14 protein-coding genes are annotated in these 16,211 nt (G+C 67.0%); all 14 read left to right on the top strand.

All coding sequences use genetic code 11. The annotated features are described in order from the left end of the window. Positions 1-59: 59 nt before the first annotated feature. The 14 genes from ftsH to alaS all read left to right on the top strand — a co-directional run bounded on the left by ftsH (position 60) and on the right by alaS (position 16,093). Complete coding sequence (gene ftsH, locus IAE58_RS08370; protein ID WP_164271596.1) at positions 60-1,997, top strand: ATP-dependent zinc metalloprotease FtsH; 1,938 nt, start codon at positions 60-62, stop codon at positions 1,995-1,997. A 94-nt stretch (positions 1,998-2,091) separates the two neighbouring features. Further along, entirely contained in the window at positions 2,092-2,280 is a 189-nt protein-coding gene (locus IAE58_RS08365; protein ID WP_108749239.1) for a hypothetical protein, read from the top strand. Positions 2,281-2,524: 244 nt separating this feature from the next. Next, positions 2,525-3,028, top strand: a complete 504-nt coding sequence (locus IAE58_RS08360; protein WP_199934084.1) for a hypothetical protein — start codon at positions 2,525-2,527, stop codon at positions 3,026-3,028. 384 nt (positions 3,029-3,412) lie between these two features. Then, a complete protein-coding gene (gene folP / locus IAE58_RS08355; RefSeq protein ID WP_199933891.1) occupies positions 3,413-4,309 on the top strand; it encodes a dihydropteroate synthase in 897 nt (298 codons plus the stop codon). Continuing rightward, positions 4,309-5,262: a tRNA (adenosine(37)-N6)-dimethylallyltransferase MiaA gene (miaA, locus tag IAE58_RS08350; RefSeq protein WP_199933892.1), complete on the top strand. Its 954-nt coding sequence runs from the start codon at positions 4,309-4,311 to the stop codon at positions 5,260-5,262. The genes folP and miaA overlap by 1 nt, the downstream gene beginning before the upstream one ends. Positions 5,263-5,358: 96 nt before the next feature. Next, complete coding sequence (gene hfq / locus IAE58_RS08345) at positions 5,359-5,634, top strand: RNA chaperone Hfq (RefSeq protein ID WP_079221450.1); 276 nt, start codon at positions 5,359-5,361, stop codon at positions 5,632-5,634. Positions 5,635-5,648: 14 nt separating this feature from the next. After that, on the top strand, positions 5,649-6,959 hold the full coding sequence (gene hflX, locus IAE58_RS08340; RefSeq protein ID WP_108752750.1) for a ribosome rescue GTPase HflX: 1,311 nt from the start codon (positions 5,649-5,651) through the stop codon (positions 6,957-6,959). Positions 6,960-7,145: 186 nt separating this feature from the next. Then, positions 7,146-8,453 carry an MFS family transporter gene (locus IAE58_RS08335; protein WP_199933893.1) on the top strand — a complete coding sequence of 436 codons (1,308 nt, stop codon included), beginning with the start codon at positions 7,146-7,148 and terminating at the stop codon, positions 8,451-8,453. Between the two features lie 62 nt (positions 8,454-8,515). After that, a complete protein-coding gene (locus tag IAE58_RS08330) occupies positions 8,516-9,010 on the top strand; it encodes a CinA family protein (protein WP_199933894.1) in 495 nt (164 codons plus the stop codon). Positions 9,011-9,045: 35 nt separating this feature from the next. Further along, positions 9,046-10,728 carry a 2-polyprenylphenol 6-hydroxylase gene (gene ubiB, locus IAE58_RS08325; protein ID WP_199933895.1) on the top strand — a complete coding sequence of 561 codons (1,683 nt, stop codon included), beginning with the start codon at positions 9,046-9,048 and terminating at the stop codon, positions 10,726-10,728. A gap of 126 nt (positions 10,729-10,854) precedes the next feature. Then, positions 10,855-11,490, top strand: a complete 636-nt coding sequence (gene lexA, locus IAE58_RS08320) for a transcriptional repressor LexA (protein ID WP_108749246.1) — start codon at positions 10,855-10,857, stop codon at positions 11,488-11,490. A 204-nt stretch (positions 11,491-11,694) separates the two neighbouring features. Next, positions 11,695-12,732: a recombinase RecA gene (recA, locus tag IAE58_RS08315; protein ID WP_108749247.1), complete on the top strand. Its 1,038-nt coding sequence runs from the start codon at positions 11,695-11,697 to the stop codon at positions 12,730-12,732. Positions 12,733-12,843: 111 nt separating this feature from the next. Further along, on the top strand, positions 12,844-13,335 hold the full coding sequence (recX, locus tag IAE58_RS08310) for a recombination regulator RecX (RefSeq protein WP_108749248.1): 492 nt from the start codon (positions 12,844-12,846) through the stop codon (positions 13,333-13,335). Positions 13,336-13,444: 109 nt separating this feature from the next. Next, positions 13,445-16,093, top strand: a complete 2,649-nt coding sequence (gene alaS / locus IAE58_RS08305; protein ID WP_199933896.1) for an alanine--tRNA ligase — start codon at positions 13,445-13,447, stop codon at positions 16,091-16,093. Positions 16,094-16,211: the final 118 nt, after the last annotated feature.

Genomic DNA, 16,211 nt, shown 5'->3' with positions numbered 1-16,211 from the left:
CGTAAGCTCGACCCCAACGCAATGCCCGCACTGAAAGAGGAACGCTGGAGCCAATGAGGATGAACGACTTGACCAAGAACCTCCTGCTATGGGTGGTCGTCGCCGTCGTGCTGATGGTGGTCTTCCAGAGCTTCTCGCCCAAGTCCTCCGGGGCCGGGGCGCAGGCCACATCGTATTCGCAGTTCCTTGACCAGGTGGACAGCGGCAACGTGCAGAAGGTCACCTTTGGTGGCGATTCGCGCGGACTGACCAACGAAATCACCTACACCACCCGTGGCGGCCAGACCGGCACGGTGTCGGCACCGGCTGATCGCGACCTGATCAACGTGCTGCGTACCAAGAACGTGGACATCGTGCAGGAACAGCCGTCCAGCGGCATTTCCTTCGCGGCCATCCTGATGAACTTCCTGCCAGTCATCCTGATCATCGGCTTCTGGCTGTTCATCATGCGCCAGATGCAGGGCGGTGGCGGTGGTGCCAAGGGCGCCATGTCCTTCGGCAAGTCGCGCGCCAAGCTGCAGGGCGAAGACCAGATCAAGGTCACCTTCGCCGACGTTGCTGGCTGCGACGAAGCCAAGGAAGAAGTGGGCGAACTGGTCGACTTCCTGCGTGATCCGTCCAAGTTCACCAAGCTGGGCGGCAAGATTCCGCGCGGCGTGCTGATGGTCGGTCCGCCCGGTACCGGCAAGACGCTGCTGGCCAAGGCCATCGCCGGCGAAGCCAAGGTGCCGTTCTTCTCGATCTCCGGTTCGGATTTCGTGGAAATGTTCGTCGGCGTCGGCGCCAGCCGCGTGCGCGACATGTTCGAGCAGGCCAAGAAGCACGCCCCGTGCATCATCTTCATCGATGAAATCGACGCCGTCGGTCGCCACCGTGGTGCCGGCCTGGGCGGCGGTCATGACGAGCGCGAGCAGACCCTGAACCAGCTGCTGGTCGAGATGGACGGTTTCGAAGGTGGCGAAGGCGTGATCGTGATCGCCGCGACCAACCGTCCGGACGTGCTGGACCCGGCGCTGCTGCGCCCGGGCCGTTTCGACCGCCAGGTCGTGGTCGGCCTGCCGGACGTGAAGGGCCGCGAGCACATCCTGAAGGTGCACATGCGCAAGCTGCCGCTGGCCGATGACGTCGAGCCGATGGTGATCGCGCGCGGTACCCCGGGCTTCTCCGGTGCCGACCTGGCCAACCTGTGCAACGAAGCGGCCCTGTTCGCCGCGCGCGGCAACGAGAAGGAAGTCCGCATGGACCACTTCGACCGTGCCCGCGACAAGATCCTGATGGGTGCCGAGCGCCGCTCGATGGCCATGAGCGAGGAAGAGAAGACCCTCACCGCGTACCACGAAGCCGGCCACGCCATCGTCGGTCGCCTGGTGCCCGAGCATGATCCGGTCTACAAGGTCACCATCATTCCGCGCGGCCGTGCGCTGGGTGTGACCATGTACCTGCCGGAAGGCGACCGCTATTCGATGAACCGCGTGGCGATCAAGTCGCAGCTGTGCTCGCTGTACGGTGGTCGCGTGGCCGAGGAGCTGATCTTCGGTGCCGACAAGGTCACCACCGGTGCCTCCAACGACATCGAGCGCGCCACCAAGATGGCCCGCAACATGGTCACCAAGTGGGGCCTGTCCGACCAGCTCGGCCCGATCGCCTATGGCGAGGAGGACGACGAGGTGTTCCTGGGCCGTTCGGTCACCCAGCACAAGAGCGTGTCCAACGACACCGCGCGCCGCATCGACGAGGAAGTGCGCAACATCCTGGACGAGGCCTATGCGCGTACCACCGAGCTGATGACGGCCAACCTGGACAAGCTGCACGCGATGTCGCAGTTGCTGCTGCAGTACGAAACCATCGACGCGCCGCAGATCGACGCCATCATGGAAGGCCGCGACCCGCCGCCGCCGATGGGCTGGAACAAGTCCAACAAGGATGGTGGCAGCAACGACAAGGGCGGCGACGCCCGTCCGCTGCCGCCGATCGCCGGCCCGGCCGAGTCGCACTGACGGCCCGCCAATGCTGATCGCAGACGAGGCCGGGGCAACCCGGCCTCGTTGTTTCCGCGCTACACCCGCACCCCTGTCTTTCGCTGGAGCCCGCATGTCCATTCCCCCGCCGCAGCCGATCTCCCACACCGTTGAAATGGTCATCGCCACCATCGTCGGTGTCGTGGTCGGGCTGACCCTGGACAACCTGTTGCTGGGCTGCGGTGTCGGCATTGGCGTGGGTATTGTGCTGAGCATCATCAAGACCCTGTACGTCGACCGCAAACGCCGCCGCCCGCGCTGAGGGTTTCCCGGCAGGGCTGCGCCCTGCACCCGCTCAACGTCAACGTCAACGTCAAAAGCGTGCATTCCGTGGGATGGCGGGGCGGGGTCGGAATCCGTCTGCTATTGGTAGGTGTCGACCTTGGTCGACACGGTAGATCCACGCCACGCGTGGATTGGGCGGGCCTTGCGTCCTACCGCTGCTGCGGGTCAGGATGCGCCACCACGGCCGCCATAGGGGGAGGCTGGGTTTACAGGGGATCACCATGAAACTGCTGCTTCCGCTTGCCCTGGCAGGGCTGGCGACGCTTGTTCTGCCCGCCGCCGCCGCTGAAATCCGCGTCGTCCAGCCGGTACCTTTCAGTGAATCGGCGATCATCGCCGAGGCCATCAAGAGCGAGTGCAGCATCGGCGTCACGCTTGCGCAGTCGCTGGCTTCCAACGCCAGCCGCCACGGCATCACCATTGTGTCCGGGCCGGTAGGGGCCGACAGCGGCAGCGGCCGCTCGTTGAAGCTTGAACTGGTCGAGGCGCAGAGTGCAGGCAACGCCTTTACCGGGCACTTCAAGTCTGCTGCAGTGCGTGGCGTGCTGTTTGAGGATGGTCGCCAGATCGCAACGGTCACGGCGCGTCGGGTGTCCCGCGGCGGCGCCTTTGCCGGCTTCAAGGGGTCCTGCACGGTGCTGGACCGCACCGTAAACGCGATAGGCGAAGACCTGGCAGGCTGGTTGGCTGCCCCGGTAGACAACGCGCGCCTGGGCAACCTCTGATCCGGAAACACCGCCCCACCTCTGGCAGGTGGCCGGCGGCCAGTAGATCCACGCCATGCGTAGATGAATCTGTCAGATGTCGATATTCATTTGGGGTCGGAGCCCGTTGCGCAGCAACAGGATCCGACCCCGTGCCGTTCCTACAGCTCGCGGGAATGTGTCACAGGCGGGGCGGTGTGGGTGGGCAGGACCGCAGGCGCCACGGATGGCGCCTACGAGCCTACAGGGACGTACTTGCGGCGTGTCCTGCCCACCCACACCGCCCGCCATTCCACGTAATGCAGGTTTTAGACGTTGCTTCAGTCGAGCACGGCTCGACTCTACAAGGGTGCAGGGCGCAGCCCTGCCGAACTAAACTAGACACCGTTACCCGCAGGATCGCTCATGTTCGATATCTCGCCCCAGCTCGACTGCGCCGGCCGCATCCTGCGCCTGGACCGCGCCCAGGTCATGGGCATCGTCAACGTGACCCCCGATTCGTTCTCCGACGGCGGCGCACATGACAGCACCGAAGCGGCGGTCGCCCATGGCCTGAAGCTGGTGGAACAGGGCGCCGACCTGCTCGATATCGGCGGTGAATCCACCCGCCCGGGCGCCGCCCCGGTGTCGATCGACGAAGAGCTGCAGCGCGTCGTGCCGGTCATCGAACAGCTCGCGGCCCGCACCCAGGTGCCGATCAGCATCGATACCTTCAAGCCGGAAGTGATGCGCGCGGCCGTGGCCGCTGGCGCGGGCATGATCAACGACATCTACGGCCTGCGCCAGGAAGGCGCGCTGGAAGCCGCCGCCGCCGCAGGGGTGCCGGTGGTACTGATGCACATGCAGGGCGAGCCGGGCAACATGCAGGCCGAACCGCACTACGACGACGTGGTGGCCGAGGTGCATGGCTTCCTTGTGCAGCGCCTTTTCGCCGCCGAAATGGCCGGCATCGCCAGGAAGCACCTGGTCATCGACCTTGGCTTCGGCTTCGGCAAGACCACCGCGCACAACATGACCCTGCTGGCCCGTTCCGAGCGCTTCCTGGAACTGGGCGTGCCGATGCTGGCGGGCCTGTCGCGCAAGCGCAGCCTGGGCGAGCTGACCGGGCGGCAGGTGCCATCCGAGCGCGTCGCCGCGTCGGTAGCCGCGCACCTGATCGCGGTGCAGCGCGGTGCGCGCATCGTGCGCGTGCACGACGTGGCCGCCACGGTCGATGCATTGAAGATCTGGCAGGCGGTCGAGGCCGTGCCCGCCCCGCGCGTGGCCGCCACCGCGGCGATCCGCTGGCCGGACGAAGACTGATGGCCGCCGACCGGCGACCGCTGGCGATCGCCGTGATGGGGCCGACCGCCAGCGGCAAGACCGCCACCGCGATCGCCCTGGCCAAACAGTTGAACGGCGAGATCGTCAGCGTCGATTCGGCGCTGGTCTACCGCGGCCTGGATATCGGCTCGGCCAAGCCGGACGCCGCCGAGCGCGCGCAGGCGCCGCACCATCTGCTGGACCTGCGTGATCCCTGGCAGACCTATTCGGCCGCCGAGTTCGCCGCCGACGCCGGCCGCGTGGTGGCCGACATCGTGGCCCGTGGCCGCATGCCGATCCTGGCCGGCGGCACCGGCCTGTACTTCCGCGCGTTGCTGGAAGGCCTTTCGCCGATGCCGGAAGCCGATCCCGGCATGCGCGAAGCGCTGGCGGCAGAGGCGGCCGAGCGTGGCTGGGCCGCCCTGCACAACGATCTGGCGGCGGTCGATCCGGCCGCGGCGGCGCGCATCCATGCCACCGACCCGCAGCGCATCCAGCGGGCGCTGGAGGTGTACCGGCTGACTGGCACGCCGATCACCGAACTGCAGCGCCAGCGCGGTGTTGCGCCGCTGCCGGTGCGGACCCTGAAGCTGATCCTGGCCCCGCGCGAGCGGGCAGTGCTGCACCAGCGCATCCAAGCGCGTTTCGACACCATGCTGGCGCAGGGGTTCCTGGACGAGGTGCGCGCCCTGCGCGCCCTGCCGCAGATGGCTGCCGTGGCCGCGCCGCTGGACCTGCCGGCGGTCAGGGCGGTCGGTTACCGCCAGGCCTGGGAATTCCTGGACGGGCAGGGCAGTGCCGCCGGGTTCCGTGACAAGGGTATCTTCGCCACCCGCCAGCTGGCCAAGCGCCAGCTGACCTGGCTGCGCGGCGAGCTTGATGCCCGCTGGTTCGACCCCCATATCGACCAACAGCGGCTGGCCGACGCAGTCGCGACCTTCGTCGCACGCTGAACGGCCGCTGGCCGTGTACCATCATGGGCCGGCGTGCGGCTCGGGGGCCGCAGCCAGCGCCGGCAATCCAATAAGAACAATAATCAGGAGTATGCAATGTCCAAGGGGCAATCGCTGCAGGATCCTTTCCTGAACGCACTGCGGCGCGAACGCGTGCCGGTTTCGGTGTACCTGGTCAACGGTATCAAGCTGCAGGGCACGATCGAATCGTTCGATCAGTTCGTGGTCCTGCTGCGCAACACCGTCAGCCAGATGGTCTACAAGCACGCCATCTCCACGGTGGTGCCGGCACGCAACGTCAAGGTCGGCCCGGGTGGCGGCTACGTGCAGTCGGGTGAAAATGGTCAGGCGGGTGATGAAGCAGACGAGTAACAACGGAGCGGTGAATGTTTGACCGCTCGAAACGGGGCGAACACGCCCTGCTGATCCAGCCCCACTTCGGCAAGCTGGAAGAGGATGTGCTGGAAGAATTCGGCGATCTGGCCCGCTCGGCCGGGGCCAGCATCGCTGCCACCATCACCGCGCGCCTGGATCGCCCCAATCCCTCCACCCTGATCGGCAGCGGCAAGCTGGATGAGATCAAGGCGGCGGTGGAGGCCACCGGCGCCGACCTGATCCTGGTCAATCACGCACTCAGCCCTGGCCAGGAACGCAACCTGGAACGCTTCCTGGAACGCCGGGTGATCGACCGTACCGGTCTGATCCTGGACATCTTCGCCCAGCGTGCGCACAGCCACGAAGGCAAGCTGCAGGTCGAGCTGGCCCAGCTGCGGCATATCGCCACGCGGCTGGTGCGCGGCTGGACCCACCTGGAGCGCCAGCGCGGTGGTTCGATCGGCCTGCGTGGCCCGGGTGAAACCCAGCTGGAAACCGACCGCCGCCTGCTGCAGAAGCGGGTGGAACAGCTGCAGAAGCGGCTGGAGAAGGTGGAAGTGCAGCGCACCCAGATGCGCCGTGCGCGGGTGCGCAGCGAGCTGCCGCGCGTGGCCCTGGTGGGCTACACCAACGCCGGCAAGTCCACGCTGTTCAACGCGCTGACCGGTGCCGAGGCGTACGCGGCCGACCAGCTGTTCGCTACGCTGGATCCGACCGTGCGGCGCATTGCGGTGCCCGGTGGCAACGTGGTGCTGGCCGACACGGTGGGCTTCGTGCGCGACCTGCCGCATGACCTGGTGGCGGCGTTCCGCTCCACCCTGTCCGAAGCGCGCGAGGCGGATTTCCTGCTGCATATTGTCGATGCCGCCGATCCGCACCGCGAAGAGCGCATCGCCCAGGTGGACGAGGTGCTGGCCGCGGTGGGTGCAGGCGACCTGCCGCAGTTGCTGGTGTTCAACAAGATCGACCGCATTGACGGCGCGCAGGTGCGCCACGATGGCCAGGACGGCGTGCCCGACGAGGCCCGTCGCGAGCGGGTCTGGATCTCGGCGCGTGACGGCCAGGGCCTGGAGCTGTTGCAGACCGTGCTGGGCCGCCGCCTGGGCCTGCAGCACGTGACCGGCGAGCTGCGCCTGCCACCCAGTGCGGGGCGCCTGCGCGCACGCCTGCACCAGCTGGAAGTGATCCGCAGCGAGCAGGCCGATGAAGACGGCTGGCTGCTGCAGGTCGATCTGCCGATCGCCGAGGCCGAGAAACTGGCGGCCAGCGCCGATGGCGCGCCGATCCGTGCGTTGCTGCCGGAAAAACTGCCGGAGTGGTGATGCCGGCGGGTGGGGTCGGAGCCCGTTGCGTTGCAACGGGATTCGACCCCTTCGCCTTTCGGGATCCGACCCCGTCGCACAACCGGCCGATTACCGCACGCCAGCCGCCTGATGCTGCACACCGTCTTGCACACGGCGGGAGGATGATCCGAAGGTCGGCCCCCACGGCCCCCTTCGGAGTTCCCCATGTCGCAGGCCCCGGCCGTCGATCTGCCCCAGTACACCGCTGCGGAGAAGCGCCATCGCGTCTTCGCCATCATGTCGGCCTCGTCCGGCAACCTGGTGGAATGGTTCGACTTCTACGTCTACGCGTTCTGTGCGATCTACTTCGCGGGCGCCTTCTTCCCCGCCTCCGATCCCACCGTGCAGCTGCTCAATACGGCCGGCGTGTTCGCGGCCGGCTTCCTGATGCGGCCGATCGGCGGCTGGCTGTTCGGTCGCATTGCCGACCGCCTGGGGCGCAAGAAATCGCTGCTGATCTCGGTCAGCATGATGTGCGGTGGTTCGCTGATGGTGGCCTGTCTGCCGACCTACGCAACCATCGGTGCGCTGGCGCCGGTGCTGCTGCTGGTGGCGCGCCTGATCCAGGGCCTGTCGGTGGGCGGCGAGTACGGCACCACCGCCACCTACATGAGCGAGGTCGCGTTGCGCGGCCAGCGCGGATTCTTCTCTTCGTTCCAGTACGTCACCCTGATCGGCGGCCAGCTGCTGGCCGTGCTGGTGATCGTCATCATGGAATCGGTGCTGAGCGAGGCGGAGATCCGTGCCTGGGGCTGGCGCATTCCGTTCGTGCTGGGCGCCGTCGCGGCCGTGGTGGCGCTGCTGCTGCGGCGAACCCTGCACGAGACCCAGAGCGAATCGAGCCGCGATGACAAGGACGCCGGCACGCTGGGCGCGCTGTTCCGCGACCACAAGGCGGCCTTCTTCACCGTGCTCGGCTATACCGCAGGCGGCTCGCTGATCTTCTACACCTTCACCACCTACATGCAGAAGTTCCTGGTGAACACGGTGCATCTGCCGATCAAGACCGCCAGTTACGTGATGACCGGGGCGTTGTTCCTGTACATGTGCATGCAGCCGCTGTTCGGCATGCTCTCCGACCGCATCGGCCGTCGCACCAGCATGATGCTGTTCGGTGCGCTCGGTGCGCTCACCACCGTGCCGATCCTGGTCACCCTGCAGCACGTCACCAGCCCGTGGGCGGCCTTTGGGCTGATCGTGCTGGCGTTGGCCATCGTCAGTTTCTACACCTCTATCTCGGGCATCGTGAAAGCCGAAATGTTCCCGCCGCAGGTGCGCGCACTGGGCGTGGGCCTGGCCTACGCCATCGGCAACGCCGTGTTCGGTGGCAGTGCCGAGTACGCCGCGTTGGGGCTGAAGCAGCTGGGCCACGAGCAGCTGTTCTTCTGGTATGTCACGGTGATGATGGTGGTCGCTTTCCTGGTCAGCCTGCGCCTGCCGGCCCAGGCCCGTTACCTGCACCACGACCACTGATGCGGCGGGACAGCGGCGCGGATCTGCGGTACAACGTGCCGTCGTTTCCGCGAACCCTGCCGATGTCCATTCCCACCGATGCCGATCTGAACGCCCAGGCCGCCGCGCTTGGGCAGCGCCTGCAGCACGCCGCGCTGCAACTGGTCACCGCCGAAAGCTGCAGTGGCGGCTGGATCGCCAAGTGCATGACCGATATCGCCGGTTCGTCGGCGTTCTTCGACTGCGGCATGGTGGTCTACAGCTACGAGGCCAAGCAGCGGCTGCTGGGGGTGCGCGCGCAGACGCTGGAGCAGTCCGGTGCGGTCAGCCGCGAAACGGTGCTGGAAATGGTGTCCGGCGCGCTGGTCAATTCCGGGGCAGGCATCGCCGTTGCGGTCACCGGCATTGCCGGCCCAGGCGGTGGCAGCGCGGACAAGCCGGTGGGCAGCGTCTGGATCGGCTGGAAGCGCCGCGGCGGCTATGCGCATGCGGAATTCTTCCAGTTCGATGGCGACCGCGACGCCATCCGCCGGCAGACCGTTGCGGCTGCATTGCGCGGTATAGACGCCCAGCTGTGACATGCTGGCCCGGTACATGACCGGAGGCGTCAGCGATGTGGGAAACACTGGGCACAGTCCGTGACCTGGGCCGGCTGCAGGAAATCGCGGCCGTCCTGATCCGCTATGGATTCGGTGATGTGGTGCGGCGCATCGGCCTGGCCAGCGTGCTGGAGCGCGCCGGCCGCCTGCTGCATTGGAACGAGGAAGGCCAGCAGATGCTGCGCATGACCGCGCCGGTGCGCGTGCGCAGCGCCCTGCAGGATCTGGGGCCGACCTTCGTGAAACTGGGCCAGGTGCTGGCCACGCGCGTGGACCTGCTGCCGCCGGACTGGATCGCCGAGCTGTCCGAACTGCAGAACGCCGTGCCCGCGCTGCCGTACGCGGCCATCCGCGAACAACTGGAGGCCGACCTGGGGGCTCCGCCGGCACAGGTGTTCGCCTTCCTGGATGAAACGCCGATGGCGGCCGCCTCGCTGGCCCAGGCGCACCGGGCGCGCCTGCATGACGGCAGCGAGGTGGTGTTGAAAGTGCGCCGGCCAGGCATCCGTGACGTGGTCGAAGCCGACCTGCGGCTGCTGGCGCGCCTGGCCGAGATCGTGGAAGCGCGACTGCCCGACCTGCGCCGATACCGGCCGGCCGAGGTCGTGCAGCAGTTCACCGTATCGCTGCGCCGCGAACTCGATTTCGCCGCCGAGTGCCGCAACGCCGAGCGCATTGCCCGCAATTTCCACGGCCGCGACGACATCCTGGTTCCCTCGGTGCACTGGCAGTGGACCTGCGAAAGCCTGAACGTGCAGGACTTCGTGGACGGCATTCCCGGCCGAGACCTGGTGGCTGTGGATGCCGCCGGCCTGGACCGTCGCACGTTGGCGCGGCGCGGCGCCGATATCGTCCTGAAGATGGTGCTCGAAGACGGCAGCTTCCATGCCGATCCGCACCCGGGCAACATCATCTACCTGCGCGATGGCCGTATCGGGGTGATCGACTTCGGCATGGTCGGCGCCTTGTCCGAGGTGCGCCGCTTCCAGGTCGCGCAGCTGCTGCACGGGCTGGTGGAACAGGACCCGCAGGGCGTGGCCGACGTGCTGCTGGACTGGGCCGGTGGCGTGGAGGTGGATGAAAACCGGCTGCAGCACGACATCAGCCAGTTCGTCGACCAGTACCGCGGGGTGCCGCTGAAGGACCTGCGCATTGGCCTGATGCTGGGCGACATCACCCAGCTGCTGCGCAGCTACAGCCTGACCCTGCCGGCCGACCTGGCCCTGATGATCAAGGCCTTCCTGACCCTGGAGGGCATGGGCCGGCAGCTGGACCCGGATTTCGACATGGCCAGCGCCGCGCGGCCGTTCCTGGAACGCGTGGTGCTGCAGCGCTACGCGCCGCGGGCGCTGCTCAAGCGTGGCCGGCGCTCGCTGCAGGGCATGATCGACCTGGCCGGGGAACTGCCGCGCGACCTGCGCAAGCTGGTACAGGCAGCACGCCGCGGCCGGCTGCAGCTGAAGGTGGAGACCAGCGCCCTGCAGGGCTTCGGCGACCAGGTGAACCGCGCCGCCAACCGGCTGGTGATGGGCATCGTCACCGCAGCGCTGATCATCGGCTCGTCCATCGTGATGCACAGCGTGGGCGGCATCTCCAGTCGCTGGCTGCTGGCGTTGGGGGTGTGCGGCTTCGTCGGCGCCGGCTTCTGCGGGGTGTGGATCCTGTTCTCGATCTGGCGCAGCGGCAAGCACACGTAACCTGCGCGATTCCGGTAGAGCCGGCTGTCAGTCGGCTGCCCTTGCCGTTGCCTGCTGGTCCATGCCCCGCCGCCGTGTCGCACCCGGCACTTGCGGCAGCCGATATTAGTAGTAATACTACTAACCATGGACCTGACCGACACCCAGCAGGCGATCCTGCAGTTGATCGCCGAGCGTATCGAGAGCGATGGCGCACCGCCGTCGCAGACTGAAATCGCACGCGCCTTCGGCTTCAAGGGCGTCCGCGCGGCCCAGTACCACCTGGAAGCGCTGGAGCAGGCCGGGGCGATCCGTCGCATCCCGGGCCAGGCCCGCGGCATCCGCCTGGTGCAGGCGCCGCCGCTGCAGAAGCTGGCCGAGCCGGGCTTGCCCGACAGTGTGCTGCGGCTGCCGGTGCTGGGTCGGGTCGCAGCCGGTCTGCCGATCGGCGCCGACATCGGCTCGGACGATTTCGTGGTGCTGGACCGGGTGTTCTTCTCGCCCGCGCCGGACTATCTGCTGAAGGTGCAGGGCGATTCGATGATCGACGAAGGCATCTTCGACGGCGACCTGATCGGTGTGCACCGCACCCGCGATGCCCATTCCGGGCAGATCGTGGTGGCCCGCATCGATGACGAGATCACCGTCAAGCTGCTGAAGATCGCCAAGGACCGCATCCGTCTGCTGCCGCGCAACCCCGACTACAAGCCGATCGAGGTGCTGCCTGACCAGGACTTCGCCATCGAGGGCCTGTACTGCGGCCTGCTGCGGCCCAACCGTTGACCCGTTCCATAGCGCAATTCCCCGCGGTCTTTTGTGGCGATTCTCTGGTTCCACTGAGGTTGGTACGGATGTCCGATAATTCTCTTCAGAGCGCCGGGCAGAATCTCAGCCTGTGCGATACGTCCGACTTAAAGTGAACCCATGGCAAAGAAGACCCCCAAAGACAGCACCCCCAACGACATGACCTCTGCAAGGACCAATACGATGGACGAGAACAAGAAGCGCGCCTTGGCTGCTGCTCTGGGCCAGATCGAGAAGCAGTTCGGCAAGGGCTCGGTGATGCGCATGGGCGACCGCGTGGTCGAGCCCGTCGAAGCCATCCCGACCGGTTCGCTGATGCTCGACATCGCACTGGGCATCGGCGGTCTGCCGAAGGGCCGTGTCGTTGAAATCTATGGTCCGGAATCGTCGGGCAAGACCACCCTGACCCTGCAGGCCATTGCCGAATGCCAGAAGATGGGCGGCACCGCCGCCTTCATCGACGCCGAGCACGCGCTGGACCCGATCTACGCCGGCAAGCTGGGCGTGAACGTGGACGACCTGCTGCTGTCGCAGCCCGATACCGGTGAGCAGGCGCTGGAAATCGCCGACATGCTGGTGCGTTCGGGTTCGGTGGACATCCTGGTGATCGACTCGGTTGCCGCGCTGACTCCGAAGGCCGAAATCGAAGGCGAAATGGGCGACCAGCTGCCGGGCCTGCAGGCCCGCCTGATGAGCCAGGCCCTGCGCAAGCTGACCGGCAACATCAAGCGTTCCAACACGCTGGTGATCTTCATCAACCAGCTGCGCATGAAGATCGGCGTGATGATGCCGGGCCAGAGCCCGGAAACCACCACCGGCGGCAACGCGCTGAAGTTCTACGCCTCGGTCCGTCTGGATATCCGCCGCATCGGTGCGATCAAGAAGGGCGACGAGATCATCGGCAACCAGACCAAGATCAAGGTCGTCAAGAACAAGCTGGCACCGCCGTTCAAGCAGGTCATCACTGAAATCCTGTACGGCGAGGGCATCAGCCGCGAGGGCGAACTGATCGACATGGGCGTGGACGCCAAGCTGGTCGAGAAGGCCGGCGCCTGGTACAGCTACGGCGAAGAGCGTATCGGCCAGGGCAAGGACAACGCCCGCGGCTATCTGCGCGACAACCCGTCCGTGGCTGCCAAGCTGGAAGCCGAACTGCGCGAGAAGTTCCAGCCGGCCGAAGCGGCGCGCGAAGAAGGCGACGACGACGGCGACGACGAGTAAGTCTTGCTGTGGGGCAGGGCGGCGCCGTCAGTGACGTTGCCCTGTCCCGCAGGTTCGAATCGCCCACGGATGGGCTGGGTGCCAGGGACGGCGCCACCCTTGGAGTAACCGATGTCCGACGCTGACGACGTCCCCACCGGCCGCAAGCGCCGGCCCCGCGAGCAGACGCCGGTGCAGCGCGCCTTGGGCCTGCTGGTGCGGCGTGAGCATTCGCGCAAGGAATTGACCCGCAAGCTGACCGCCCGCGGGATCGAAGACGAGGCCGCGCAGGCCGCCGTGGCCAAGCTGACCGAGGCTGGCTGGCAGGACGACACCCGTTTTGCCGAGAATCTGGTGCGCATGCGCGCCAACACCGGTTATGGCCCGATCCACGTGCGTGCCGAACTGGGCACCCATGGCCTGGACAGTGCGGCCATCAGCGCTGCCATGGACAGCTACGAGGGCGATTGGCAGGAAAACGCCCGCGACCTGGTTCGCCGCCGCTTCGGCGAGGACGGCCCGCAGGACCTGGCCCAGCGCCGCAAGGCCGCCGATCTGCTGGCCCGGCGGGGCTTCGACGGCGACACCATCCGCCGCGCCACCCGCTTCGACCCGGATGACTGAGACTGGCGGCGCCGGGCCTGCTACCCTTTAGGTTTTCGGCGGTCCGTCGCGACCCCGGCCAGTGCGGCCGGCGGTGCAGGGTCGCCGGCCCGCAGACTGCCAGCCCCCAATGAACGCATCCGCCAAATTCACGACTTCCCAGATCCGCAGCGATTTCCTTGAATTCTTCAAGGGCAAAGGCCACACCATCGTGCCGTCCGCGCCGCTGGTGCCGGGCAACGATCCGACCCTGCTGTTCACCAATTCCGGCATGGTGCAGTTCAAGGACGTGTTCCTTGGTGCGGAAAAGCGCAGCTACGTGCGCGCGGCCGACGTGCAGCGCTGCCTGCGTGCCGGCGGCAAGCACAACGATCTGGACCAGGTGGGCTACACCGCTCGCCACCACACCTTCTTTGAAATGCTGGGCAACTGGTCCTTCGGCGACTACTTCAAGAAGGACGCCATTGCCTGGGCCTGGGAACTGCTGACCCAGGTCTGGAAGCTGCCGGCCGAGCGCCTGCTGGTTACCGTCTACCAGACCGACGACGAAGCCTATGCGCTGTGGCGCGACATGGTCGGCATTCCGGAAGAGCGCATCGTGCGCATCGGCGACAACAAGGGTGCCCCGTTCGCCTCGGACAACTTCTGGCAGATGGCCGACACCGGCCCCTGCGGCCCGTGCACCGAGATCTTCTACGACCATGGCGACCATATCGCCGGTGGGCCCCCGGGTTCGCCGGATGAAGACGGCGACCGCTTCATCGAGATCTGGAATCTGGTCTTCATGCAGTTCGACCGCCAGCCCGACGGCACCCTGGTGCCGCTGCCGGCGCCGTGCGTGGACACCGGCATGGGCCTGGAGCGCCTGGCGGCGATCCTGCAGCACGTGCACACCAATTACGAGATCGACCTGTTCCAGGCGCTGATCCGCAAGGCCAGCCAGCTGACCGGCACGGCTGATCTGGAAAACAAGTCGCTGCGGGTGATCGCCGATCACATCCGCGCCTGCTCGTTCCTGATCGTCGATGGCGTGCTGCCGTCCAATGAAGGCCGCGGCTATGTCCTGCGCCGCATCATCCGCCGCGCCCTGCGCCACGGCTGGATGCTGGGCGTGCGCCAGCCGTTCTTCAGCAAGCTGGTGCCGACCCTGGTCGAGCAGATGGGCGAGGCCTACCCGGAACTGCCGGCGGCGGTGGACACCGTCACCCGCGCCCTGCAGGCCGAAGAGGAGCGTTTCGCCGAAACCCTCGACGCCGGCATGAAGATCTTCGAGGACGTGGCCGCCAAGGCTGGCAACGGCGTCATTCCCGGCGTGGACGCGTTCCGCCTGTACGACACCTACGGCTTCCCGCTGGACCTGACCCAGGACATCGCCCGCGAGCGCGAACTGACCGTGGACATCGCCGGTTTCGATGCGGCCATGGAACAGCAGCGCGAGACGGCGCGCGCGGCCGGCAAGTTCGGCGGCGGCGTGACCCTGCCGGCCGAGCTGGTGGCCACGCTCACCCCGACCGTGTTCCTGGGCTACGACCGCCTGCAGGCCGACGGCCTGACCGTGCTGGCCGTGCTCAAGGACGGTCGCCCGGTGGCTGCGGCCGATGCCGGCGATGCGGTCATCGTGATCACCGACAAGACCCCGTTCTATGCTGAATCCGGCGGCCAGGTAGGCGATACCGGCGTGCTGAGCGGCGCCGGCGTGCGCCTGGACGTGACCGACACGCAGAAGTTCGCCGGCCAGTTCCATGGCCACGTCGGCACCCTGGCCGAGGGCGGCCTGAAGGTGGGCGACGTGCTGGCTGGCCAGGTCGATGGCGAGCGTCGTGGCGCCACCATCCTCAACCACTCGGCCACCCATCTGCTGCATGCCGCCCTGCGCGAAGTGCTGGGCACCCACGTGCAGCAGAAGGGCTCGCTGGTGGCACCGGACCGCCTGCGCTTCGATTTCTCGCATTTCCAGCCGATCACGGCCGAGGAACTGGCGATCATCGAGCGCAAGGTCAACCAGCAGGTGCGTGCCAACAACGCCGCCGAAGTGCACAACATGGGCATGCAGGAAGCGCTGGATTTCGGTGCGATGGCGCTGTTCGGCGAGAAGTACGGCGAGAACGTACGCGTGCTGAAGATGGGTGACTACTCCACCGAACTTTGTGGCGGTACCCACGTCGGGCGCACCGGCGATATCGGTCTGTTCAAGATCACCTCTGAAGGCGGTGTCTCGGCCGGCGTGCGCCGCATCGAGGCGGTGACCGGGCAGGGCGCACTGGACTACGTGGATGCCGAAGAGGCCCGCCTGGCCGAGGCGGCCGAACTGCTGGGCGGCAGCGCCGCCGACGTGGTCGAGAAGATCCGCGCGCTGGGCCAGCGCCAGAAGCAGCTGGAACGCGAACTGGAGGCGGTGAAGGCCAAGGTTGCCGCCGGCGCCACCGCCGACCTGTCCAGCCAGGCCGTCGAAGTGGCCGGGGTGAAGGTCCTGGCCGCCCGCCTGGAAGGCTTCGATGCCAAGGCCCTGCGTGATGCCATCGACCGCCTGAAGCAGCAGCTGGGCGACGCGGTGATCGTGCTGGCCGGTGCCCAGGACGGCAAGGCCGCCCTGGTTGCCGGTGTGAACGGCAGTGCAATGGGCAAGGTCAAGGCCGGGGAACTGTTGTCCCATATCGCCGGTCAGATCGGGGGCAAGGGCGGCGGACGCCCGGACCTCGCCCAGGGTGGTGGCGAGGACGGGCCCGCCCTTGCTACCGCGCTGTCTGCGGTCGTCGAATGGGTCAGCCCCCGCCTGTGATGAATGCCCGGCCGTCCCCCTCCTTGTAGGAGCGGGACGGCTGACGGTACCATTGCGGAATCTTTTCCCTTTGTCGTGGGGACGCTTCTTGACGGAGCGTCAAGCCGGTGGGGGATAC

Source organism: Stenotrophomonas sp. S49 (assembly GCF_016624905.1).
Lineage (GTDB): Bacteria > Pseudomonadota > Gammaproteobacteria > Xanthomonadales > Xanthomonadaceae > Stenotrophomonas.
This window is presented reverse-complemented; position numbering and strand designations above follow the sequence as displayed.